The sequence below is a fragment of the Fibrobacter sp. UWT3 genome, from assembly GCF_900230125.1.
In the GTDB taxonomy this organism is placed as follows: Bacteria; Fibrobacterota; Fibrobacteria; order Fibrobacterales; family Fibrobacteraceae; genus Fibrobacter.
This window is the reverse complement of sequence record NZ_OCSS01000003.1, coordinates 634,259-656,898: the sequence shown is the minus strand read 5'-3', so window position 1 is coordinate 656,898 and position 22,640 is coordinate 634,259. Positions and strand designations below refer to the sequence as shown.

The window sequence follows — 22,640 nt, the reverse complement described above, 5'->3', positions numbered from 1 at the left end:
CGTGAGCGCGCTTGAGATTAAACACCTTTTTGGACTGCGCGGGGTATCGAAGCACGATATCCGCATGATTCTCGATAACGCGAAGCAGTTCCGCGAAATTCTGGAACGCCCGGTAAAGAAGGTTCCGAGCCTGCGCGGCATGACGGTCGTGAACCTGTTCTTCGAGAACAGCACCCGCACCCGCACGAGTTTTGAACTTGCAGAAAAACGACTCTCTGCAGATACGGTGAACTTCACGAGTTCCAACTCCAGCGTGAAGAAGGGCGAAACGCTTGTCGATACGCTCCGTAACATCGAGGCCATGAAGATCGATATCGTGGTCGTCCGCCACAAGGGGACGGGCGTCCCGAAGTTCCTCGCTGACAACAGCAATGCGATTATCGTGAACGCGGGCGACGGTGCGCACGAGCACCCCACGCAGGCGCTCCTCGACATGCTCACCATCGAAGAGAAGCTCGGAACCCTCGAAGGCAAGAACGTGACGATTGTGGGCGATATCCGCCACAGCCGCGTGGCCCGCAGTAACCTCTGGGGCATGACGACGATGGGTGCGCACGTGACGCTCTGCGGACCGAGCACCCTGGTCCCCCGCAATACCGAACTGATGGACAAGGTCACCTGGGAAAGCGATGTGAAGAAGGCCGTGAAAAATGCGGATGCGATCATCGCGCTTCGCCTGCAAAAGGAACGCATGGACGATGCCCTGTTGCCCAGCATGCGCGAATACCGCAACACCTTCGGTATCACGCACGACCTGCTCGAAAATGTGAAGGACCAGGTGCTGGTGATGCACCCTGGGCCCATCAACCGCGGGGTGGAACTCGACAGCGAAATTGCCGACGGAGAAAATTCGGTCATCCTGAACCAGGTGACCAACGGCGTGGCCGTGCGAATGGCCGTGCTTTACCTTTTGGCTGGAGGTCGTGCAAATGCGTAATATCGTCTTGAACAACGTCCGCCCCTTTGTTGACGGGAAGATTGCTGAACCTGCGAAGATTTGCCTCGTGGATGGGGCCTGGGCCTCGTCTGCACCCGAAGGGACACCTGAATTTGATGCGAAGGGCGCAGTCGCCCTCCCGGCGCTCTTCGGCCTCGGGCTCGATTTCAAGGAACCCCTGCGCGACGACATCTACACCTTCAAGGACGGTGTGGAGGCCATGCGTCGTGGCGGCTTCTACGGCGGCCTTTACGAAAGCAGCGCGAACGCCATCGACGATTCCCTGAAGCTTGCCGCCATCCAGCAGATTAGCGCGAAGTGCGGCCTATCGTTCGCCTTCCTGGGCGCGTTCAGCATGGGCTACCAGTGCAAGGACCTCGCCGAAATGGTGGAACTTTCCGAAGGCGGCGTGGTCGGCTTCGGCGACGGCAACCACAACTGCTCGCGTTCGCGCTTCCTGCGCCTCGCGATGGAATACGGTTCCATGACGGGCAAGCGCTTCTTCTTTATGCCGCTCGATGATTCGCTCCGCCACCACGGGCTCGTGCACGAGGGCAGTTTCGCCGACACGCTCGGCATGAAGGGAATCCCGCGCATCGCCGAGACGATGGAAGCGTTCCGGATTCTTGAAATGGCGCGCTTCCTGAAGGTGCCGGTGCATCTGAAGCAGGTGAGCTGCGGCGAGACGCTCAAGCTTATCGAACGTGCGCGCACGCAGGGCGTGGACGTGACCTGCGACGTGGATATCTACCACCTGCTCCTGGACGACAGCTGCCTGTTCGATCTCGACTCGCACTGCAACGTGCCTATGCCGTTCCGTTCTGTGGAAGACCGCGAGGCCTTGTGGCAAGGGCTCGAGTCGGGAACCGTGAATGCAATCAGCGTGAACCACGACCCGGTGCTCAGGCAGGACAAGGAAGTGAATTTCGAGGATGCGGTGCCGGGAGCGGTTTCGCTGGAAGTCGCGCTCCCCGCAATCTGGAAACCGCTCTGCACGCGGCTTTCCGCCGCGCGCGCGGTGGAACTCCTTTCCACCGCCCCGGCACAGCTTGCCGGTATTGAACCCGCAACGCTTTCGCAGGGTGGACAGGCGAGCCTGGTTCTCCTTGACCCGGATGCAGAAACGGAAGTTGTCTCCTCGATGTTTGCGGGCAAGACCCGCAACTGCCCGCTCCTGGGCAAGAAGTTGCCTTCCCGTATCCTCGGCACTTATATCAACGGAAACTGGAACGAGGGCTAGCCTGTGATTCTGCCTGCTCAGTTGTTCTGGATTTGTTCGATCGCCATCTTGGGACTGGTGCTCCTGGTCCTCATAGAGATCCATCGTTCCAATGACCGCCGCGAAAACGCGGAAATGTTCGGGACGAAGGATTTCGAGAATAAGGTGGAAGAACGCGGCCTTACGCCGAAGGAAATCCGGACAATGGAGAAACTGGTCCGTGCATCCAAGTTCGAAAACAAGGATGCCGTGCTGAATTCCTCGCGCCTGTTCGAGGCAGCCGTATGCGACTTCTACGATTTCCGCGATGTGGACAAGGTTCGTGACGAGACGCTGGACGCCATAACGGGGCTGCGCGAGAAACTTGCGTTCGATGCGGCGAATCCGCTCACCGTAATCGTGTGTACGCGCCAGTTCAACGTGGGTAACCGTGTCGACATCCTGTTCGACGGCGGGGCAAAGCTCAAGCATTCCGAAATCCTTTCACGCCGCGAGAAGTACTGGAAGGTCTCCTACGACGACAGTTTCGGTCCGGGCAAGTCCTACGTGGGCAAGGAAGTCCGCATCCGCTGGACCCGTCCTGAGGACGCGGTCTATTCTGCGTATGTGAAGGTAATGGATAGTGAACCCGGGAAGCTTGTCCTGCGCCATTCGAACGATCTTGAAAAGCAGCAGCTGCGTCGCTGGCTCCGTGAAATTGTCAATTTCCCGGTCGAAGTCGCCCTTGCCGATGGTTCCAAGATTTCGGGCGTCCTCTACGACCTGTCTGCCGGCGGTATTCTTATCGGGCTTCCGCAGGAATACCCGGGCGGTACCCACGTGCATATCCATTTCGAACTTCCGAGTTTTGGCCCCGAAGACGTGGAAATTGAGATTTTGCGCAGTTTAGGCCATAAAAACAGCGATTATCCGGAACTTTTCTCCATGACGGCATCCTTTACCGGAGCCTTCGGATGGACCCAGGAACGCGTTTTGCAGTACATATTTGAGGTAAATAAGCGAAAAAAGGCAAAAGAAATGGCCGAAAATGCGCTAACTAGTTGATTTTTAATGACTTAGATGCATTTTTCGCTTGACATTTTGCTTTTATAAAGGTAGAATTAGGGTAGTATTGTTTCCGATCGGAGTTTACTTTGGCACTAGATTTGCTCGCTCGAATTCGCGGTGAACGCGAGACTATCGGCATCGATGTTGGCCATTACAGCATCAAGTACGTGAAGGTTTACCACAACAGTCGCGGTGGCCATGTTGTCGTCGAGATTGATACGGAACCCGTTCCGGAAGGCTCCGTCATTAACGGCGAAATCCAGCGTCGCGAGGGCGAACCTACGACAGGCCCCGACGGCAAGAAGGAAAAGGACGGCTACGAACTTTTGAGCGAGGCGCTCACCAAGATGATGATGCGCCATACCCGCGATGCCAATACCGATATTGTCGCATGCGTGAACTGCGGTGCTGGCGCCGGCGGCGTGCTGGTCGACAGGATTAGCGTGAAGGTGCCGAAGAACGGCAACGAGTCGGCGATTATTCTCCAGACCGCGCAGTCCCGTCCGCCCTTCGATGACCAGGACAACGTGATTGACTACGAGATTGAATCCCGCGAAGGCGAGGAAGTCAAGGCGAACGTCGTTGCCGCGAAAAACGCGCTCCTTGATTCCTGGGCCCAGTTCTTTACCGTGAAGGGGCTCAAGCTCACCGCGATGGACGTCGATATCTTTGGCCTTTTGAACGCCTATACCGCGACTGCTTCCGAAGAAGACCTCAAGCAGACGACCGCCGTCATCAATATCGGCGAAAAGAAGATGAGCATCGGGTTCATCCAGCAGGGCAAGTTCCACTCCATGCGTGCCATGACCGGTGGCTCGATCGACATGATTATTGCAAAGCTCGGCGTTACGCTCGGTGTCGATGCCGCCAAGTGCCACGAGATTTTCGAGACGGGCGATCTGGGCATCGTGGACGGGTTTGCCGAAGCCGAAGTGGAAGAGGCCCTGAAGCTTGCCTTTGAAGACATTATGGCACAGGTGGAATTCGGTATCCGCTACTACTCTTCTTCGGAAGATTCCGAACCGCTGAACAAGATCTTGCTCGGCGGCGGTGGCGCCTCCATCAAGGGCTTGAAGGAATATATCGCCGAACGTTCCGGCATAGAGACCGACACCGTGAACCCGTTCCGTTACGTTGAATGTGATGCGAGCGTGGTGGGCGAATCGGGCGTGTCCCTCGCTTTATCCAACATCCTTGCGCCAGCGCTTGGGCTTGCTATGAGGAAGTTTGACTAATGGCAGAAAAGAAAACAAAGACTAAGACGAAGACGAAAGCGAGGAACGCCGCAAAGCGTTCGGTATGCATTTCGATTAACCTCTTGCCTCCGGAGTACCGCAAGGTCAAGAAGGATCTTTCGTGGATTACTGACCGCCGCATTGTTTGGCCTACGCTGGCATTGATTGTCGCTATTGTCGGGTTCGTGTACGCGAACATTTTGATTGACGAAACAATCATGAACCTCGAGAACGATGTGTCTCGTGTGAAGGCGGAAGTCGAACGTGAACGCCCGTTGCTCACGAAGATTGGCGATCTCGAACAGAAGCAGGCGATTGTCAATACGAAAATCAACGCGCTCAAGAGCATCCAGGTGAGCAAGAGAAGCTGGGTGGTGTTGTTCGAGAACGTGTCGTCGGTGCTGCCGCCCAACATGTGGCTCACGAGCCTCAACCAGGTGTCGGAAGACAACCTCGAGATGAAGGGCATGACGTTTGATTTCTCGGAAGTGGCCGAGTACATGGTCAAGCTCGAGAAGCAGGTGAGTGTTGAGAAGGTGTCGCTTCTGACTATCGCTACCACCAAGGTCGATGGCGAGGAAGCGTATAGCTTTACCATCAAGATAGTCCTGAAGCAGGACCTGGGGGAGGGCTAGTATGGGTAATTTCGATATTAAAGACAAGAAGAATATATACCTGATTGTCGTGTGTCTCCTTATTGTGGGCCTTGTCTACTATACATGGGACTACGTGTATAACCCGTATGAGTTAAGGAAGCAGCAACTAGAATCTGACCTCAGCACTGCACAGTCCGAACTCGACAAGATTAACGCGAAGAAGCACCGCATCGCGGAACTTGAACTGCAACTCGTGCAGGCCGAGAAGGATTTCGAAAAGCTGAAGGAAATGTTCCCCGAAGAGGAAAAGCTTCCGCTGCGCCTGCAGGATTTGTATGCCGTGCTACGCAGTTCGGGCGTGCAGATCCAGAAGTTCAATCCGGAAGGTTCTTCTCAGAAGGAACACTACATCGAGAACCGCTACTCCATCGCGGTCAACTCGGGTTACCACATGCTGGGTTACCTGTTTGCGGAAATCGCGAACTTTAATTACCCGACGGCGATTACGAACCTCAGGTTGAACCGCTACTCGGGGATTGCCGCCGAACTCCAGAAGGCGGAAACCCACGGCTGGACTCCCATTACGGTGTCGGTGTCGTTTAACCTGACCACCTATACATCCAAGAAGGTTGGCCCATGATGATGAACAAATTAATTACTTTGTTCCTGTTCGTCGCGGTGGCCGTGAACGCTGCTCAGATTAAGGATGTGAGTTTCGGTTGCGATAAGAGCAATTGCGCCGTCACGTTCAAGTTTGCCTCGGACAAGGATTTGCCCTCATTCTTCCAGAAGTACGATGCCAAGTCGCACAAGCTTACCCTCGGTTTTTCGACGAGTGAGTTCGCTCTTGGCATGGGTGCGTTTGAAATTGACCCCTCCTCGGAATGGGTCAAGTCCATGAAGGTCTACAAGGAACCCTTCCGCGGGACGGATTTCTTGAAGATTGACTTGATTGTCGGTTCTGCGATTAAATCTGACAAGAACGAGATTGCTCTCAACAAGTCGGACTTTATGCTGAAACTCGCCGGCAAGGGCGGGAAGGCCTGGACGCTCTCGAAGCTCTTTGCCGACCGCAAGAAGGCTGCCGAGAAGGCCGCTGCCGAAGAAAAGAAGGCTGCTGAAAAGGCCGCCCTCGAAGAGAAGAAGCGTGCCGCCGAAGAAAAGAAGGCCGCCGAGAAGGCTGCCCTTGAAGAAAAGAAGCGCCTTGCCGAAGAGAAGAAGGCTGCCGAAAAGCAGGCCGCTCTCGACAAGAAGGCCGCAGAAAAGGCTGCCGCCGAAGAAAAGAAGCGTTTAGCCGAAGAGAAGAAGGCGGCTGAAAAGCGTGCCCTCGAAGAAAAGAAGGCCGCCGAGAAGCGTGCTCTCGAAGAAAAGAAGGCTGCGGAAAAGGCCGCTCTCGAAGAAAAGAAGCGCCTTGCCGAAGAGAAGAAGGCCGCTGAAAAGCGTGCCCTTGAAGAAAAGAAGGCTGCCGAGAAGGCTGCTCTCGAGGAACGCAAGCGCGAGGCTGCCGAAAGGAAAGAAGCCGAGAAGCGCGCCCTCGAAGAGAAGAAGGCTGCGGAAAAGGCCGCGAAGGAAGAAGAGAAGCGCATTGCCGAGGAACAGAAGAACCTCGACAAGGCTATCAAGGAAGGCGGCAAGATTTCTGCACTCCTCCCGAACCTGAAGGAAATGACGGTGCTCGTAGGTTCCGGCATGGAACAGTTCCGCCTGGTGGCGACGACTCCGATTGAACTCCAGCATGTGACCGGCCCGGATAAGGCGGGTACGATTGTTATCGGGCTTGCAGGCCCGCAAAAGTCGCCGGTGTTCAAGATCGGTGCGGGTACGCTCGTGAAGCACGTGACCTGGGGTGCGAACGGCCTCAAGGTGCAGTTGCAGCAGAACGCGAAGCCCGTTATCGTGGTGCAGGAAGGTGCGCTTATTTTGCAGGTCCAGGAAACGACCATCAAGAAGGATGGCTTCCTCTTCTGGAGCGCCCATCCGGATGGAATCTTCGTGCGCGACTGGATGAAATCGGCCGAAGAAAAGCCCTCCTTTGAAACCTTCGTGAGCAAGCACGACAAGGAAAGCAAGAAGCTCGTCTCGGGTTCGCAGACATTCCACCTGCGCCCTGTGGTACGTGAACTCATTGTCGTCGCCGACGAAATTGAACTCTTTGCCGCGCCCAACGACAACTCGCAGGTGCTCAAGCGCCTCACCTTCGGTGACCGCCTCGTGAGCCTCGATGTTTCGGGCCTCTATTGCAAGGTGCAGTTCGGTAGCCACATCGGCTTCGTGAACAAGCGCGCGGTCAGTTACATGGATGAACTTTCCGCCGTGCAGACGGAACGCCTGAAGCAGGTTGACAAGGAAAGGGGCGAGATTGTTTCCGAGAGTGGCGAGATTGCTGGCAGCCAGCTCGATGGCCTCTACGATGACCGCGTGACCTACAGTTCCTTCGGCCGTCGTGACCCGTTTGTCGAAATCAAGGGCCTCGTGGAAGAAGGCATCAACATCGACCAGGTCGAACTTGTCGGCATCATCTGGGAATCCGATGTCCCGATGGCGCTCCTCGTGGAATCCAAGAATCCTTCCATATCCTACACGCTTAAGGAAGGCGACAAGATTCTCAACGGAAAAGTTCTTAAAATCACACAAACAGACGTGCTCTTCCTTATTCAAGAATTTGGCGTGAGCCGTCGCTACTCTATGGGTCTTCCCGATAAATTTGGGGGTCAAAAGTGAAAAAGCTGATTAAAATACTCATGGTCCTGTCCCTGGTAGTGGGACTCTCCTCGGTCTGTGCTGCCCCCGCGTCGGGTTCCGTGGAACCCAACAAGAAGCTGTACGACTTCTCGTTCGTGGACACTGACTTCAGTGCCGTGTTCCGCTCTGTTTCTGTGGTTGCGGGTGTCGATATCTTGCTTGCTCCCGATGTGAAGGGCAAGATGAGCATCAAGGTCACCAAGAAGACCTGGCAGGAAACGCTCGACATTATCTGCGAAATCAATGACCTCACCTGGGTTATTCAGGACAAGTACATCGTGGTTCAGCGCCAGAGTACTTACCAGGCCAAGCAGAAGAAGATTGCCGACGAGGAAAAGCAGCAGGAAGATACTGCTCCGCTCGTACGCAAGAACTTCCAGATTCACCACGCGAAGGCCGACGAACTCGTGAAGGTGCTCGAAAGCATGAAGAGCGGTCGTGGCCGTATCACCGTCGTGGAACGCACGAACTCCATTATCGTGTACGATACCGATTCCAAGATTGAGCAGATGGAAAATGCCCTTACCGAACTTGACGTGGAAACCCTCCAGATCATGATTACTGCGAAGCTCGTGGTGGTGAACAGCCAGCGCGCCCGCGAACTCGGTGTGGACTGGAGCGCGATGCTCGGCAACAACGTCTCTATGACTCCGGGTGCGGCAAACGGTACTTACGGAAGCCAGGCAGGGTCTAGCCGTGGCGCTGCCATGGTTACGTCCTTCCCGAACAACGGTGCAATGCCTGCTGTTAGCGGTGCCGCAACGACGATTACGACGAGCCTTTTTGATAACAACCTGAAGCTTGCCGTGTCGAGCCTGATGGGTGACGCTTCTACCGAAGTGCTCGCGAGCCCGCAGGTTTCTACGCTCGACAATACCGAAGCCCAGGTGTTCATGGGTGACAAGGTTTCTATCCGCGTGATTGACGATAGCGGTGAATCTTCTACGCAGCTTGTGGAAACCGGTATCAAGCTGACGGTTACCCCGCACGTTTCGGGCGACAACCGCATCTTGCTTGACCTGCACCCCGAAAACAACTCCTACGATTACGACTCCAAGGGCGAAATCGTGATCAGTACGCAGGAAGCCAAGACGAAGGTCGTGGTGGCTGACGGCGAGACCGTGATTATCGGCGGCCTGACCCGTAACGAGACCCAGGAATCCGAGCGCGGCATTCCGTTCCTCAAGGACATTCCGTTCTTCGGCAACCTCTTCAAGTATACGCGTCATTCCGTGGTCAAGAAGGACCTCGTGATCTTCGTGACCCCGCGCATTATCCGCAATTACATCGGCAACGTGGAACTTTCCGAACCTTCCGCCGAAGTGGCTGAACAGGGCGCTCCGCAGATGCAGAAGGTGGATGCTCCGGCTGCACAGCCCGCATCGCAGGCTGCTCCGGCTGCTGAACCTGCCGCTCAGAGCGCACCTGCCGCTGATGCTTCGACAGGCTCAGCAACCAGTCCGGCTCCTGCACAGGAACCTGCCCCGGCTGCGGAACCTGCTCCGGCATCCGAGCCCGCTGCGGAAACTCCCGCCGCACCGGAACCCGCTGCAAACGACGTTCAGGACGACTGGAACTAAGCCGTTCCTCCAAGAACTTAAGAAGCCCGCTCCAAGCGGGCTTCTTTGTTTATATTGGAATTGTTTTAAAGAGGGAGGGCCAGCCGTGCGTATGCCCTCCCTAGTCGCACTACCGCACGACAAGCGCGGCGAGCGCGAGTTCTTGTGCGATCTTCGTGCTGCACTTTCCGCTCTTGATTTCGTAGTCGAGGTCGGAGAGGCGGCGAATTACCCTGCAGAGCAGAGGCTTGCTCCAGCGCTTGGCGCATTCCGGGGCGCGCCCCAGCTTGTTGAACACGTAGTCGTTCTTGCCCATGGCCTTTGCGGCATCGGCAGGTGACATCTTCTTTTCGGTCAGGGTCATGAAGTTCAGCAGGTCAATGGCGTAGTAGTAGAGCGATGCGACTATGGGGACTGCTTCCACGCCGTTCCTGAACATTTCGTTCAGCAGTCGGGTGTATGCCTTCACGTCGCGCAGCCCGAACGGCGTGTTTATCTCGTACGACGCGTTCTTGCGCTGCGGAACCACCATGGATTTCACGAGGTCGAGCGTAATTTTTTTGCAGTTGGGGTCGTACATCAGGACCTTCTCGACTTCCTCGCAGACGATTTTCGTCTTGTTGCCGAGCGCGTCGGCGAGGTAGTAGCAGGCGTCCCTGTCGATTGCCTTGTTGAAGTGCGAGGGAATTGCGGCCGCAATCCAGTCGGCCATCTTGTACTGGGGCGGTTCGTCGAACTTCTCGATTTCGCCCACGCTCTTGAGTGTCTTGTACAGTTCCCCGCGTCCGTCGAGTTTCGAGAACTCGAAAAGGAGCGTGCAGTTGGGCTTGTGGCTCAGCCACTTGGTGAGTTCGCGCGTGTCGTCGGCCTTGAGTTCGTCGGCCTTGCGGACGACGACCGTCTGTTCGGGCGAAAACATGGATACGCTGTCACATGCAGTAATGACCGACTCCGCGATGGAGGCGATGTTCGGGTCCGTCGCGAACAGAATCTGCTTTGCCATCGGGTCGTCCTTGCGGTCGCCGAGGGTATCTTGCAGGAATTTCTCGATGCGCATGTCCTTCGAGAAATCGTCATTGCCGATGAGCGCGATAATCATCTGCGGGCCTGATTAGCTGAAGTCGATAATCTGGAACTTGTTTACGCCCCTCGGGGTCGTGACTTCGATGGTTTCGCCCTTCTTCTGGCCCATGAGGGCGGCTCCGATGGGGCTCTTGAAGCTGATTTTGCCATTGAGGGCGTCTGCCTCTTCGGGGCTCACCAGCTGGTATACGACGTTCTTCTTGGTCTTTGCGTTGAGGAGCGTGACCTTCGCGCCAAAGCGGATGGTGTCGGAATTCGGGTCGAACGCGACGACTTCGGCGCGGGCAATCTGGTCCTGGAGCCTGGGCATCTCGATGTTGTCGATGGAGGAAAGGCGTTCCTTCGCTGCGTGGTATTCGGCGTTTTCGCTCAAATCGCCTTGCGCACGGGCATCAACCAGTTCCTGCAATACGCGCGGGCGTTCAACATTTTTTAAATTTTCTAGGTCCTTGATGAGCTTGTCGAAAGCTTCCTGTGTAAACTTGATCTTTTCCATGCTCTACAAGGTAAAAATTTTAACGGGCGTTGCGAGCCCCGAATCGCAAAGAAAGCTTCTTTTTAGGAGATACTATGTACACTGTGCTGGAAAAAGGCGGCGTTTGCTCACCCAAGGGCTTTACCGCATCTGGAATTTGCGCTGGCATCAAGGCCAGCGGTAACGCCGACATGGCGCTTTTGAAAAGCGAGAAGGCGGCCCGCTGTTTCGCCGTTTTTACCACCAACAAGGTGAAGGCCGCTCCGGTACTGTACGACAAGGCTGCGCTTGAACACGCACACTTCGCGACTGCAGTCGTGGTGAACAGCGGCAACGCGAACGCCTGTACCGGCGAACAGGGCTACAAGGATGCCGAACGCATGGCCGTGATGACCGAGGAGGCTCTTGGCCTTACTCCGAAGAGCGTGCTCGTTTGCAGCACGGGCGTGATTGGCCACCTGATGCCGATGGACAAGATCGAGGCGGGAATCCCGAAGCTTGTGGAAAAACTGCATGCCGATGCTTCCGAGGAATTCGGGCGCGCCATCCTCACGACCGACCTTGCCCTCAAGAGCCACGCCGTGGAAATCCAGACGGAGAAGGGCGTGATTACGATTGGCGGCGCCTGCAAGGGTTCGGGCATGATTCACCCGAACATGGCGACGATGCTTGCCTTCATCACGACCGACATCTCGCTCCCCATAGACTTCTTCGCCGAATTCCGTGCAGACATCGCGGATTCCTTCAATGCGATTACGGTGGACGGCGACACGAGCACGAACGACACGTGCATCTTGCTAGCAAACGGCATGAGCGGGCTTCGTTACGAGGACCTGAGCTTGAGCGAACAGGGTGAGTTCCGTGCTGCCCTCATGCTCATCATGCAGAACCTCGCAAAAGACATCGTGCGCGATGGCGAAGGTGCCACCAAGCTTATCGAACTGCGTATCGAGAAGGCCGAAAGCCACGAAGAAGCGCTCCGCATGGCCCGCTTTATCGGTACCAGCAACCTTGCGAAGTGCGCGATGTTCGGTGAAGACCCGAACTGGGGCCGCATCCTCAGCAGCGCGGGTTCCAGCGGTTGCAACATGGTGGCCGAACACACCGACCTGTACTTCGGCGACGTGAAGGTCTTGGAAGGCGGGCGCCCGCTCCAGCTTGACGAGGCCCAGACGGCGGCACTCCATGCCGTGGTGCGCCAGCGTGAATACAAAGTAACGCTCGTGCTCAACATCGGGCAGGCATCCGCAAGCGCGTTTACCTGCGACCTGAGCTACGGCTACGTGAAGATCAACGCGGAATACACGACGTGATTTAGACGAAAGAACGCAAGTCTCTGCGAGACTTGCTATAGACGAAAGACGAAAGAAGTTTCTCGTTGGAAAAAAAACGCTCCGGTTTGGCCGGGGCGATTTTCGTCTATTTGAAAGGTTTGTTGCCTAGTCCTTCAGACAGCGGAGGCTCGCGCCGAATTCGGGATCGAACTTCTCGAACTTCGCGATATCCTTGTCGTGGTAGAACACGAGCACTTCGCCTTCGGCTGTCCAGAGGTAGGCCTTCTTGCCGGCATCTTCGAACTTGCGTTCCTTCAGCGGAACATCGCTCTTCGCGAAGTGTGCGCCGCCGGCCTTCACGCCGAACCCGAGTTCATCCTTGCCGTTGCCGTAGTCGTTGCCGCCTTCCTTGATGGGGTCCCAGCCGAAGCCGGCCTTGAGCACGGTGCCGGCCTTGCCGCTTGTCTCGGCGAAGGTGAGGAGTGTTTTCCATTCATCCTTGGTGGGCATGTGGAAACCTTCGAGGCAGGCCTTCTTCGCGTTCTCGAAGTTGTAGAGGCGGCCCCAGTGGTTGCACTGGTTGCACACGGAACCTTCGTAGGTACCGAAGTTCATGTTCTCTGCGGTCCAGAGCTGCGTGCCGATTCGAATCCACTGGTAGGCGTATCCGTCGCGCGGGTCCTTGTAGTTGCCGTCGGTTGCGGGGCTTCCGTCGGGGTCGAACACCTCGCCGAATTCAACCTGCTTGTTCTTCTGGTACTTGGCCTTGGAGGCGAGCTTGCCGTTCTTGTGGTACTTCACGACTTCGCCCTCGATGTAGCCGTCGGCGAACGGGGTTTCGGCCTGGAGCGTGCCGTCCTCGTAGTATTCCTTCTGCAGGCCTTCCTTGCGGTCGGCGTTGTAGGTGGTTTCGCGCCGGAGAGTGCCGTTGTTGTAGTACTCCTTCTCGAGGCCCTGCTTCTTGTCCTTGACGTAGGTGGTTTCCATGCGCACCTTTCCGTCGGGGAATTCCTGCACGCGGATGTCGTCACAGGCGGTGAATGCAAGTGCTGCCGCAAGGGTAGCGCCAATGAGGGTGGTTCTCTGTTTCATCGTGTTCTCCTTGTTCTAGAATTCAATCTTACCGGCGGTGGCCAAGAGCCCGATAATGTAGAGCATGCCGTCGTAGTAGCGCCAGAAGCGGAACGGGACGGAAAGTGCCGCGAGGTCCTTGACGAAGGGCTTTACCAGCGGGTCTTCGGAATCGAGTACCTGCGTGGCAGCCGCGTTCATCGCGATAATGCCCGGCGTGGCGTTGCGGCCCTGGCGCGGGTAGGGCCCGCCGTCGGTCGCGTAGTCAGAGAGGTAGGGCCTCCTGTTCTCGAAGAAGTTCAGCAGGCGCGTGCAGATTTCCTTCTCGCTCTCGTCGCCGCCAAAGAGTGCGTAGTCGAGGCTCAGGTTGAGCGCAACGCGCCAGGCGTCTCCGCTGAAGCAGTTGCTTTCGGGGAACCAGGGCATTGCCTTCGGGGTGCCGTCGTATTCGGAATAGTCGCCGCAGAGGCCGGTTTCGGGGTGGGCGGCCTTCTTCAGGTAATCGATGCTGTTCTTCGCAATTTCGAGCCACTCGCTGTCGCCGGTCGCGTCGGCGTAGGCGCGGTAGAACGCGATGGTGTGGTAGCTCGGGTCGGTAAAGTCGTTGCCCAGCACGGGCGAGAACTTGATGAGCTTCCTTTCGGGGTCGATCATCGGGCCCACGAGTTCGTTGAACGGCTTGTTCTTGATCCAGTTGATGAGTTCGATGGCCTCCTGCTTGTAGTCGTCGCGGCCAAACTTCTTTGCGGCGATGAGGAGGGCTGCCGCGATGTATTCCTCGCCGTCGGGGGCTGCACCCGGGTCCATCATCGAGAAGTCGGTGGTGGAGACTTGCCAGGAGTAGTAGCCCTTGTGCGGGCCGTCGTCGTTGCGCAGGTATTTCTTCGCGAAGTTCCAGAGTTTCTGGAAAAGCTTGTCGTGGCCGGTGAGGGCGGCAATGAACATGCCGTAGCTCATGCCCTCGGAGCGGATGTCGTCGTGGCCGATGTCGATGATGTATGCCATGTCGTCGGCTGCATCAAAGCACACGCGCTCGTCGATGGGGTCGCCCTCGAAGAGTTTGCTGAATGCGTTCTGGATTAGCTGGTCGGCGAAGTTCGGGCCGTAGCCTGCTTCGACGAACATGTCGCGGGGCTTTTTACGTTCCATATAAAATCCTCTATTCTATTATCTAAAATAACTTAATTTGTCCCGTATGCAAAACCGCTTTTTTAAAACAAGTGTAAAAAATATGTACGAAAAATTCGTATTTTTACAACAAGAGGTATTTATGGCAGATATGTTGATTATTGGACAGGGCCCGGCGGGCGTTTCGGCATCGCTTTATGCGTTGCGTGCCGGCTTGGACGTTATCTTGGTCGGGAAGGGCGCCGGTGCGCTCGAAAAGGCGCACATGATAGAGAATTATTACGGGCTCGAGAAACCGCTGACGGGCGCAGAACTCTATGAGGTGGGCAAGAAGCAGGCCGAGCGTCTTGGGGCGAACCTTGTAGAGGACGAGGTGACCGACCTGTTCTTTGACGGGAAGGAATTCGTGGCGACGGGGCTCAAGGGCGAGTACCGTGGCCGTGCGTGCATCATGGCGACGGGTTCTGCCCGCAAGAAGACTCCTCTCCCGGGTATGGCCGAGATGGAAGGCCACGGCGTGAGCTACTGCGCGGTGTGCGATGCGTTCTTTTACCGCGGGAAGGATGTCGCGGTTCTTGGGTCGGGCGAGTATGCCCTGCATGAATGCAATGAACTCCTGAATGTGGTCGGAAGTGTGACGCTCCTTACGAATGGTGCGGAACCGACGGCTGAATTCACAGACAAAGTAAGGATTGACAAGCGAAAGCTCGCGGGCCTTGTGGGCGAGGGAACGTTTGGCGGCGTAAAGTTCGATGATGGAGAGGAACTGAAACTCGACGGGCTGTTTGTCGCCCTCGGCAGCGCAAGTGCCATGGATCTTGCGCGGAAGGCGGGAGCCGCCTTCGACGGTGGCAGCGTCGTGCTGGACAAGGATTACATGACGACGGTTCCCGGCCTGTTTGCCGCGGGAGACTGCACCGGCGGTACGCTGCAGGTCGCTGTCGCCGTGGGCGAGGGCGCGATTGCTAGCCTTGCCGCCATCAAGTATCTGCGCGAAAATCGCTAGGTGCCCGTGCAAATAATCCGCAAGGCTTTTTTGCCAAAATAGCAGACCCAATGCCTTGCTTGTGGACGTTTAGTCTGCAATATATTAGTTTGTGCGTAATAAAATTTGCTTCTTTAACGCCTTTTAATGCAAATTCTGCGTTAAAAAGACTTTTTTTGTCATATTTTGTTTGAAAAAAAGACAAATGTTGTTGCTTTGTTTGTAAAAAAGCAGACTAAATGACTGCTTTTAACCGATTTGGTCTGCTAAAATGTCAAAATGAAGGCTTTTAGCCCTCCCTATGCACGGATTATTAAGTGCCAGGAGGGTCTTAGGGAGGGCTTGGAGCCCTCCCTTGTTTTATTGGTTAAGCACTTGGTATTTTCCTTTGGGCTTGTTGTCCTTTTCCTTATTCTTTTTCATGCTCTTTAGTGCCTTGTCGAATTCGTCTTCGACCACGTATTCGTATGGCTTGACTCCGGGCGGGAGCGCTCCGGCATTGCACATGATGAAAATGGCAAGGCCGAACCAGATAGTAGAGGGCAGCGCCAGCATGCCGAAGAGCGTGGCGTAGTCAAAATCTAGTTTGATAAATCCAACTTGGCCCGATAGGGTCATTTTTTTGCTAATGCACATCTGAACACTAAAACGGAATCGGACCTCGGTACGAGGTATGCTTTCTGTAAGTTTTTTGTTTTGACCTGCTATTTTGCCATGTTTCTCTTTTTTTTGTTGCCATCGTGGGAGAAAATGGGTACATTTACCATGTGTTATAAGTGTTGTGGCAAAGTGTGTCAAGGAATCAAATGGATTTAGGCTATTTCATAGGCAGCGCCAAGACGGCGATTGACGGAAAGGGAAGGTCTTCCTTCCCTAGGGAACTCCGTCGCCAGCTGTGGGCTTCCGAAGGGACTGAGTTCGTAGTCGCTCGCGACTCGGACCACACCCTCCGGTTGTACATGCTGCCTGAGTACGCTAAATTCATGTCCGAACTCGATGCGTTCTATGATCGCCCTCGAGCCGATGAATTCCGGAAACAGCTCGATGCCAGCCTAGTAGAAATGGATGGCCAGAACCGCATTCTTATTCCCAAGAAATTGCTGGAATATGCGGGTCTCACGACAGAAGTGGTTTACACTCCTGGTCGTGGACGCTCTCTGGAATTGTGGAACCCCGAACGATACGAAAGCAAGAGCAACATCGAATCCGATGCTGCCCAGAAGTCGTTCGACGAGATGTTCCGCCTAATCGGTTCGTCGGGAGGTCTTGATGGCAAACGCTGACCTCAGACAAACTAATTTACATACAAACGAATATTCTGCTGCGCTTGCAGGCGCTACCGATGGCGTGTTCTATCACGACCCCGTGATGCTTGCCGAATGCCTTGATGGATTGAACATCAGGCCTAACGGAACTTATGGTGACTGCACGCTCGGCGGTGGTGGGCATTCCTACGCGATTGCAAACAAATTAAATGAAGAAGGAACGCTCCACGCGTTTGACCGCGACGAGGAAGCCGTTGCGTTTGCGACCAAGCGCCTTGCGGGTGTGAAGTGCAAGTTCGTTGTACATCCGGTGCGCTTTGGCGAACTGAAGAACGAGATTGCGCCGAACACTCTGGATGGCATCCTTTACGATTTGGGAATCAGCAGCCACCAGGTCGACGATTCCAAGCGCGGGTTCACCTTTGTGGGCGATAACCCGCTCGACCTCCGCATGGACCGCCGTGAAGGAACCTCTGCGCAGGAATGGCTCAAGAATGTCGATGCAGAAACACTTGCCGGTGCTCTCCGCAAGAATTCGGATATGGACCGTGCGTTCAAACTTGCGACCCGCCTTGTAGAAATGGCGACTATCGCCAAAAAGGAAGGCCGTGCCATTTTGCCCTCGGACGTGAAGTCTGTTGTGGAATCGGTATTCCCCGACAAGAAGCGCGAAGTGAACGGCCTTTTGGCCCGCGTATTCCAGGCGGTACGCATGGAAGTGAACGGTGAACTGAAGGAAATCGAGGACAGTCTCCGCGCCGCGGTGGATTGCCTCAAGGTGGGTGGCCGCCTGGTGGTGATGAGCTACCATTCCGTGGAAGACCGCTGCGTGAAGGAAACTGCTGCCGAATTCGAACGCGCTTGCATTTGCCCGGAGAACCTGCCGGTATGCGTGTGCGGTGGCAATCACCAGAAGCTTAGGAAGGTCAATCGCAAGCCGATTTTGCCGACAAACGAAGAAATTGCGAACAACAGCAGGGCTCGCTCTGCAAAACTAAGGGTTTACGAACGGGTATGAGCGAAACTGTGAAAATGCCTGTACTGAAGACGAACAAGATGATCGCTTTGATCGTCGTGCTCGCCGCGTTCGCTATCGTGATCGGTATCATGACTCCGCTATACTTGCAGAACAAGATCAACGCGCTCTACAAGGAATATAGCAGGCTTTCGAACGAGACGAATGTCCTGGAGAGCGATATACTGCAGTTGAAACTCAAGGTGAACCAGTATTCTTCGCTGGAACGCTTGAGGGACTTTGCCAAGGTCGCTGGGCTTGAATTGAATGCCGTGCCGGTGAAGGTCATGGGCGAAGGAGGGGCCGGTGAATAACAAAGTCCAGATAGAACCGCTCGCCTTTATCAAGTGGCTCCTGATGAGCCTCATCGCTATCCTTGCGTGGCAGACGATAAACATCCAGGTGGTGAACCGCGAAGTTTACCAGACGCAGACTGAGAGCATGGTGGTCAGCACGAAAAACGTGCATGCCGACCGTGGCCGTATTCTGGACCGTAATGGAAACGTGTTCGCGGATAATGTCAGCGATTCGGCGAACAACTATAGCCGCCTTTTCTTGCAGGGTAAGCTTGCGAGCCAGCTCATCGGGAAGGTGGGGCACGACGGAAAGGGCAGCATGGGCCTTGAACTTACCTTTGACGAAAAGCTGAGGGGCGTTAGTGGCCTCAGGGTCGGGGTGAAGGACCTTTACACGCGTTCCCGCGAAGTGGCGAAGGCCGAACCCGGTATGAGTCTCGTGCTTACCATCGACAAGAATATACAGGAAATTGTCGAGAGGGAACTTAAGGACGGTGTCGAGGAATTTGACGCGAAGAGCGCGAGCGCGGTTGTGGTGGAGCCGTACACGGGCGAAATACTTGCGATGGCGAGCTACCCGACGTTCGATCCGAACTCCAAGACGCAGGGCGTTGGCCGCATGTCGAAAAACGATATCGTCTCCATGTCGTACGAACCGGGTTCTACCTTCAAGGTAATTACCGCCGCTGCGGCAATCGAGAACAAGGTGGTTGACCCGGCCCGCATTTACGAGAACGAAGGCAAGTGCTGGAAATGGAACCCGAAATCGGAAAAGATTTGCGATACGCATATCTACGGCGACATGGACATGAGCGAGGCGATGGTGCAGTCCTCGAACATCGTGTTTGCAAAGATTGCCGACGAGGTGGGCGCGGACAAGCTCTACCACATGGCGCGCAGTTTTGGTTTCGGAATGCCGACGTCGGAATTTTTTGCCGGCGAGGAAAATGGCCGCCTGCTCAAACCCTACGAACTCAAGCGCGATGACCGTACGCTGAAGACGATGGGTTTTGGCCACGCAGTTTCCGTGACGCCTATCCAGATGGCGATGGCTTATGCGGCAGTCGCGAATGGTGGCGTATTGATGGAACCCATGATTGTGCGTGAATGGCGCGATGCCCAGGATAGCGTTGTCGAGAAAAGAGCGCCGACTCCCGTGCGCCGCGTGATTTCGGAAAGTACTGCGTCGACAATCCGCTCCATGCTCTACCGCGTGGTGAACAGCGGTACGGCGAAGAAGGTGGTCTCGAAGAAGATTCCCGATGTGCTGTTCGGCGGCAAGACGGGTACGGCAGAAAAGTTCAACCAGGAAACGCAGAAGTATGACCGCGACCATCAGGTGGCATCGTTCATTGGCCTTGCCCCTGTGGAAGATACGCGCTACGTGTGCCTGGTGCTGGTCGATGACCCGCAGGGCAAGCACGTGGGCGGCCTTACCGCGGGCCCGATTTTCCGCCGGATTATGGAAGGCATCTACTACAATCCGGAAACATCGCCGCTTTCGCATAACCTCGCGCAGGTCAAACCGCAGAACCCCTGCGATGTGGAATTTATGGGCCTGACTGTCGATGGCGCCAAGAAACTTGCCGATGACAAGGGCTGCAAGGTTACCTTCGTGGGTGAAGGCAACCGCGTGATGTCGCAGAATGTGGACGGAACGGGCGATGCGGGCATTGTGCTTTCGCTCGGGAACGTTTCGGCATCCAGAATGCCGGACCTGAACGGGCTTTCGCTCCGTGACGCTATGGAAATTATGGGCAATATACGCGTGAATGTGGAATACGAAGGCAAGGGCCGCGTAGTGGCGCAGTCCCCGAAGCCCGAGGAAGAACTCCGCAAGGGGACCATTTGCAAGTTGACGCTCAAGGAGAGAGGCTGATGATTTCGGAAGGATTGATGCAGAACTTGTCTGTGAAGGGTCTGTGCGACGATTCCCGCCGTGCGAAGCCTGGTGATTTGTTCTTCTCGCTTTCGACGGAAGGTTTCGAGGAATTTGCGCGCAATGCCGTTGCCGCGGGTGCCGTTGCCGTGGTGAGCGAGTTGCCTGCGCCCGAAGGGCTTACCTCCAGGTGGATTCAGGTGTCCGACGTGAAGGCGGCGCGCCTCGAGGCCGCAAGGATCTTCTACAAGGACCCGTTCGCGAAACTGGCCTGCCATGCCGTTACCGGTACGAACGGTAAGACGACGAGCGCTTTCCTGATGAACGCGATGCTCGAGTCTTCGGGCAAGAAGACGGCCCTCCTCGGGACCATCAAGAACAAGATTGGCGATACCTCCGTGGTGGCGACGCTTACGACGCCCGGGCTTCTGGACCTGTTCGCTTTTGCCGCGAAGGCCGTGGCGGCGGGCTGCACCGACCTGGTGATGGAAGCCTCCTCGCATTCGCTGGTGCAGGGGCGCGTGGCGGGAATCCGCTTCAGGAGCGCGCTCTTCAGCAACCTCACGCAGGACCATCTCGATTACCACAAGACGATGGAGAACTACTTCGAGGCAAAGAAGCTTTTGTTCACGAAGTACCTCGCAGAAGATGGCGTTGCGGTACTGAACATCGACGATGCGCATGGTGAAAAGATTTTTGACGAGATGAAAGCGGCCGGCCGCAAGGCGGTTGCCGTATCGCGCCTCGGGAATGCGAAGGCCGATGTGAAGCCCGAGGGGGCGGTGAAGAGCACCGAGGAAGGGCTCGAGATGCTGCTCCCGATGATTGCGAAGGAAAAGCTGGAAACGCCGCTATGTGGCGAATTCAACGTGGATAATGTATTGCTGGTGCTCGCCTGGGCGAATGCCATCGGGATTCAGGAACTCGCTATGCGTGCGGCAATTGCGAGCGTGCGTGTGCCGGGCCGTTTCGAGAAGGTCTGGAACAAGGGTGGCCGCCACGTGATTGTGGATTACGCCCACACGCCCGATGCCCTCGAGCGCGTGCTGAATACGGCACGTAGCCTCTGCCGCGGCACGCTTTCGACCGTGTTCGGCTGTGGCGGCGACCGTGACCGCACCAAGCGCCCGATTATGGGGCATATTGCGGAAACCCTTGCCGACAAGGCCTGGCTCACCTCCGATAACCCGCGCACGGAAGACCCGCTTGCGATTATCGAGGACGTGCGTGCCGGAATGAAGACGGAAAAGTTTGAGGTTGTCCCCGACCGTGCCGAGGCGATTCGCAAGGCATGTGCTGCCCTGAAGGATGGCGACTGGCTCGTGATTGCGGGCAAGGGGCACGAGGATTACCAGATTGTCGGGAAGACGAAACACCATTTTGACGACCGCGAACAGGCGGTGAAGGCGATGGAAGAATGCTGAAACTTGATTTGACAGTGCAACAGATGCTGGAAATCCTGGAAACCGATGCAGTCGGCGTTCCGGCCCGCACTCTGAAAAGGAAGGTGAATCTTTGCCTGGATTCACGCGAGAAGGCCAAGGGCGTTGTGTTCTGGCCTATAAAGGGCACGCGTTTCGATGCCCACAAGTTTGTTCCTCAAATGGAAAAGGATGGAGCGCTGATGAGCGTAGTAAACAAGGAATCCGTTGAAGAGAATACCATCAAGATGTACGCCCCGGTGGACGATACCACCAAGGCCCTTCTCAAGCTCGCGAAAGGCTACCAGCGCATCTTCAAGGTGAAGAAGGTCGCCATTACCGGCAGTAACGGCAAGACCACCACGAAGGAAATGGTGAAGGCTGTTCTTTCGGCGAAATACAATACGCACGCCACGCAGGGGAACTTCAACAACCATATCGGTGTCCCGATGACGCTGTTCCAGCTGAAGCATAGCCACGAGGCGGCCGTCGTCGAGATGGGCACGAGTGGCCCCGACGAGATTCGCCCGCTTTCCATGGCGGTAGAACCCGATGTGGCGGTGATTACGAACATTGGCGCCTCGCATCTTGAACGTCTCGGTGACCTGGACGGAGTCTTCAGGGAGAAAATCACCATCAGGGAAGGCCTGAAGGTGGGCGGCACGCTTATCGTGAATGCGGACGACCCGCGCCTCTGCAAGGTGCGCAAGACGAGGAACATGAACGTGGTGACCTTCGGCGTGAAGCGCGGTATCATCAAACCCGAAAAGCTTACCTGGAACGAGAATGCCTGTGCCGATTTCTACATCGGGCGTACGCACTTTGTGCTGAACGTGCCGGGCACGCACAACCTCTACAACGCGCTTGCCGCCATTGCGGTGGGCGATGCATTCCGCGTGCCGCGTACCACCATCGCGCGTGCCCTCGGGAACTTCCGTGCGACCAACATGCGTATGGAAATCCGCAAGGCGGCTGGCTTCAAGATTGTGTCCGACTGCTACAATGCGAACCCGTCTTCTACCCGTATGGCGCTCCAGACCATCGGCCACATGGATATTCGCGGGAGCCGCATCGCGGTGCTCGGCGACATGCTCGAACTGGGCAAGGCGAGCAAGGATTTGCACAAGGAAATCGGCGCCCTCGTGCCCGAGATGAACTTTGACCTCCTCCTTGCGGTAGGCAAGGATGCGCAGGAATTCGTGAAGGGAGCGCGTGCTGCCGGCATGGCGCAGGCGTACCACTTCGATTCCGTGCAGGAAGTGATTGAATTTCTGGGCGATGTCGTGTCGGAAGGCGATGTCGTGCTGGTGAAGGGCAGCCGCGGTATGCACATGGAGCAGGTCGTGGATGCGCTCACGAAACTTTCTCCGGTTTCCAAGGACTAGCAACTGTAGGTAAAGAGGCTTTAGATAG

The 22,640-nt window shown here is 55.9% G+C and carries 21 protein-coding genes; 16 read left to right on the top strand and 5 right to left on the bottom strand.

Annotated features, from left to right (window positions below; genetic code table 11):
- Window position 1: 1 nt before the first annotated feature.
- From CRO08_RS14375 to pilQ, 8 genes are all read left to right on the top strand, one after another.
- Window positions 2-937 (top strand): aspartate carbamoyltransferase catalytic subunit, encoded by a 936-nt coding sequence (locus CRO08_RS14375; protein ID WP_072808723.1) that lies wholly within the window; start codon window positions 2-4, stop codon window positions 935-937.
- Complete coding sequence (locus CRO08_RS14370) at window positions 930-2,177, top strand: dihydroorotase (RefSeq protein WP_097036758.1); 1,248 nt, start codon at window positions 930-932, stop codon at window positions 2,175-2,177. Before CRO08_RS14375 ends, CRO08_RS14370 begins: the two co-directional genes overlap by 8 nt.
- Window positions 2,178-2,180: 3 nt before the next feature.
- Window positions 2,181-3,200, top strand: coding sequence for a PilZ domain-containing protein (locus CRO08_RS14365; protein WP_141398400.1), 1,020 nt, complete (start codon window positions 2,181-2,183; stop codon window positions 3,198-3,200).
- 101 nt (window positions 3,201-3,301) lie between these two features.
- Window positions 3,302-4,438, top strand: a complete 1,137-nt coding sequence (pilM, locus tag CRO08_RS14360) for a pilus assembly protein PilM (RefSeq protein ID WP_255252404.1) — start codon at window positions 3,302-3,304, stop codon at window positions 4,436-4,438.
- Entirely contained in the window at window positions 4,438-5,073 is a 636-nt protein-coding gene (locus CRO08_RS14355) for a PilN domain-containing protein (RefSeq protein WP_097036756.1), read from the top strand. The genes pilM and CRO08_RS14355 overlap by 1 nt, the downstream gene beginning before the upstream one ends.
- A 1-nt stretch (window position 5,074) precedes the next feature.
- Window positions 5,075-5,674 carry a type 4a pilus biogenesis protein PilO gene (locus CRO08_RS14350; protein WP_097036755.1) on the top strand — a complete coding sequence of 200 codons (600 nt, stop codon included), beginning with the start codon at window positions 5,075-5,077 and terminating at the stop codon, window positions 5,672-5,674.
- On the top strand, window positions 5,671-7,755 hold the full coding sequence (locus CRO08_RS14345) for a hypothetical protein (RefSeq protein WP_097036754.1): 2,085 nt from the start codon (window positions 5,671-5,673) through the stop codon (window positions 7,753-7,755). Before CRO08_RS14350 ends, CRO08_RS14345 begins: the two co-directional genes overlap by 4 nt.
- Entirely contained in the window at window positions 7,752-9,356 is a 1,605-nt protein-coding gene (pilQ, locus tag CRO08_RS14340; protein WP_097036753.1) for a type IV pilus secretin PilQ, read from the top strand. Before CRO08_RS14345 ends, pilQ begins: the two co-directional genes overlap by 4 nt.
- Before the next feature lie 109 nt (window positions 9,357-9,465).
- Here the strand turns inward: pilQ and holA are convergent, their stop codons facing one another.
- Both holA and greA read right to left on the bottom strand, forming a co-directional pair.
- Entirely contained in the window at window positions 9,466-10,434 is a 969-nt protein-coding gene (holA, locus tag CRO08_RS14335) for a DNA polymerase III subunit delta (protein ID WP_097036752.1), read from the bottom strand.
- Between the two features lie 12 nt (window positions 10,435-10,446).
- On the bottom strand, window positions 10,447-10,914 hold the full coding sequence (gene greA, locus CRO08_RS14330) for a transcription elongation factor GreA (RefSeq protein WP_073115074.1): 468 nt from the start codon (window positions 10,912-10,914) through the stop codon (window positions 10,447-10,449).
- A 74-nt stretch (window positions 10,915-10,988) separates the two neighbouring features.
- Here greA and argJ point away from each other — a divergent pair, with 74 nt between their 5' ends.
- Window positions 10,989-12,206, top strand: coding sequence for a bifunctional glutamate N-acetyltransferase/amino-acid acetyltransferase ArgJ (gene argJ, locus CRO08_RS14325; protein WP_097036751.1), 1,218 nt, complete (start codon window positions 10,989-10,991; stop codon window positions 12,204-12,206).
- A gap of 126 nt (window positions 12,207-12,332) precedes the next feature.
- Here the strand turns inward: argJ and CRO08_RS14320 are convergent, their stop codons facing one another.
- Both CRO08_RS14320 and CRO08_RS14315 read right to left on the bottom strand, forming a co-directional pair.
- Window positions 12,333-13,259 carry an FISUMP domain-containing protein gene (locus tag CRO08_RS14320; RefSeq protein ID WP_097036750.1) on the bottom strand — a complete coding sequence of 309 codons (927 nt, stop codon included), beginning with the start codon at window positions 13,257-13,259 and terminating at the stop codon, window positions 12,333-12,335.
- 15 nt (window positions 13,260-13,274) lie between these two features.
- The gene (locus CRO08_RS14315; RefSeq protein WP_097036749.1) at window positions 13,275-14,387 is read right to left on the bottom strand and encodes a glycosyl hydrolase family 8; all 1,113 of its coding nucleotides are present in this window, start codon (window positions 14,385-14,387) and stop codon (window positions 13,275-13,277) included.
- A gap of 121 nt (window positions 14,388-14,508) precedes the next feature.
- On the opposite strand from CRO08_RS14315, the gene CRO08_RS14310 reads away from it, so the two are divergent.
- Window positions 14,509-15,372, top strand: coding sequence for an NAD(P)/FAD-dependent oxidoreductase (locus CRO08_RS14310; protein WP_097036748.1), 864 nt, complete (start codon window positions 14,509-14,511; stop codon window positions 15,370-15,372).
- Window positions 15,373-15,711: 339 nt separating this feature from the next.
- Here the strand turns inward: CRO08_RS14310 and CRO08_RS16810 are convergent, their stop codons facing one another.
- Complete coding sequence (locus tag CRO08_RS16810; RefSeq protein WP_141398399.1) at window positions 15,712-16,149, bottom strand: hypothetical protein; 438 nt, start codon at window positions 16,147-16,149, stop codon at window positions 15,712-15,714.
- An 8-nt stretch (window positions 16,150-16,157) separates the two neighbouring features.
- Between CRO08_RS16810 and CRO08_RS14300 the strand changes: the two genes are divergently transcribed.
- Genes CRO08_RS14300 through murF form a run of 6 tightly spaced genes read left to right on the top strand, consistent with a single transcriptional unit; the run spans window position 16,158 to window position 22,612 of the window.
- Window positions 16,158-16,634: a division/cell wall cluster transcriptional repressor MraZ gene (locus CRO08_RS14300; protein WP_097036746.1), complete on the top strand. Its 477-nt coding sequence runs from the start codon at window positions 16,158-16,160 to the stop codon at window positions 16,632-16,634.
- The gene (rsmH, locus tag CRO08_RS14295) at window positions 16,621-17,634 is read left to right on the top strand and encodes a 16S rRNA (cytosine(1402)-N(4))-methyltransferase RsmH (RefSeq protein WP_097036745.1); all 1,014 of its coding nucleotides are present in this window, start codon (window positions 16,621-16,623) and stop codon (window positions 17,632-17,634) included. Before CRO08_RS14300 ends, rsmH begins: the two co-directional genes overlap by 14 nt.
- A complete protein-coding gene (locus CRO08_RS14290; RefSeq protein ID WP_097036744.1) occupies window positions 17,631-17,945 on the top strand; it encodes a hypothetical protein in 315 nt (104 codons plus the stop codon). The genes rsmH and CRO08_RS14290 overlap by 4 nt, the downstream gene beginning before the upstream one ends.
- Window positions 17,938-19,806: a penicillin-binding protein gene (locus CRO08_RS14285; RefSeq protein WP_255252403.1), complete on the top strand. Its 1,869-nt coding sequence runs from the start codon at window positions 17,938-17,940 to the stop codon at window positions 19,804-19,806. The genes CRO08_RS14290 and CRO08_RS14285 overlap by 8 nt, the downstream gene beginning before the upstream one ends.
- The gene (locus CRO08_RS14280) at window positions 19,806-21,230 is read left to right on the top strand and encodes a UDP-N-acetylmuramoyl-L-alanyl-D-glutamate--2,6-diaminopimelate ligase (RefSeq protein WP_073114775.1); all 1,425 of its coding nucleotides are present in this window, start codon (window positions 19,806-19,808) and stop codon (window positions 21,228-21,230) included. The genes CRO08_RS14285 and CRO08_RS14280 overlap by 1 nt, the downstream gene beginning before the upstream one ends.
- Entirely contained in the window at window positions 21,224-22,612 is a 1,389-nt protein-coding gene (gene murF, locus CRO08_RS14275; protein ID WP_097036743.1) for a UDP-N-acetylmuramoyl-tripeptide--D-alanyl-D-alanine ligase, read from the top strand. The genes CRO08_RS14280 and murF overlap by 7 nt, the downstream gene beginning before the upstream one ends.
- Window positions 22,613-22,640 lie beyond the last annotated feature (28 nt).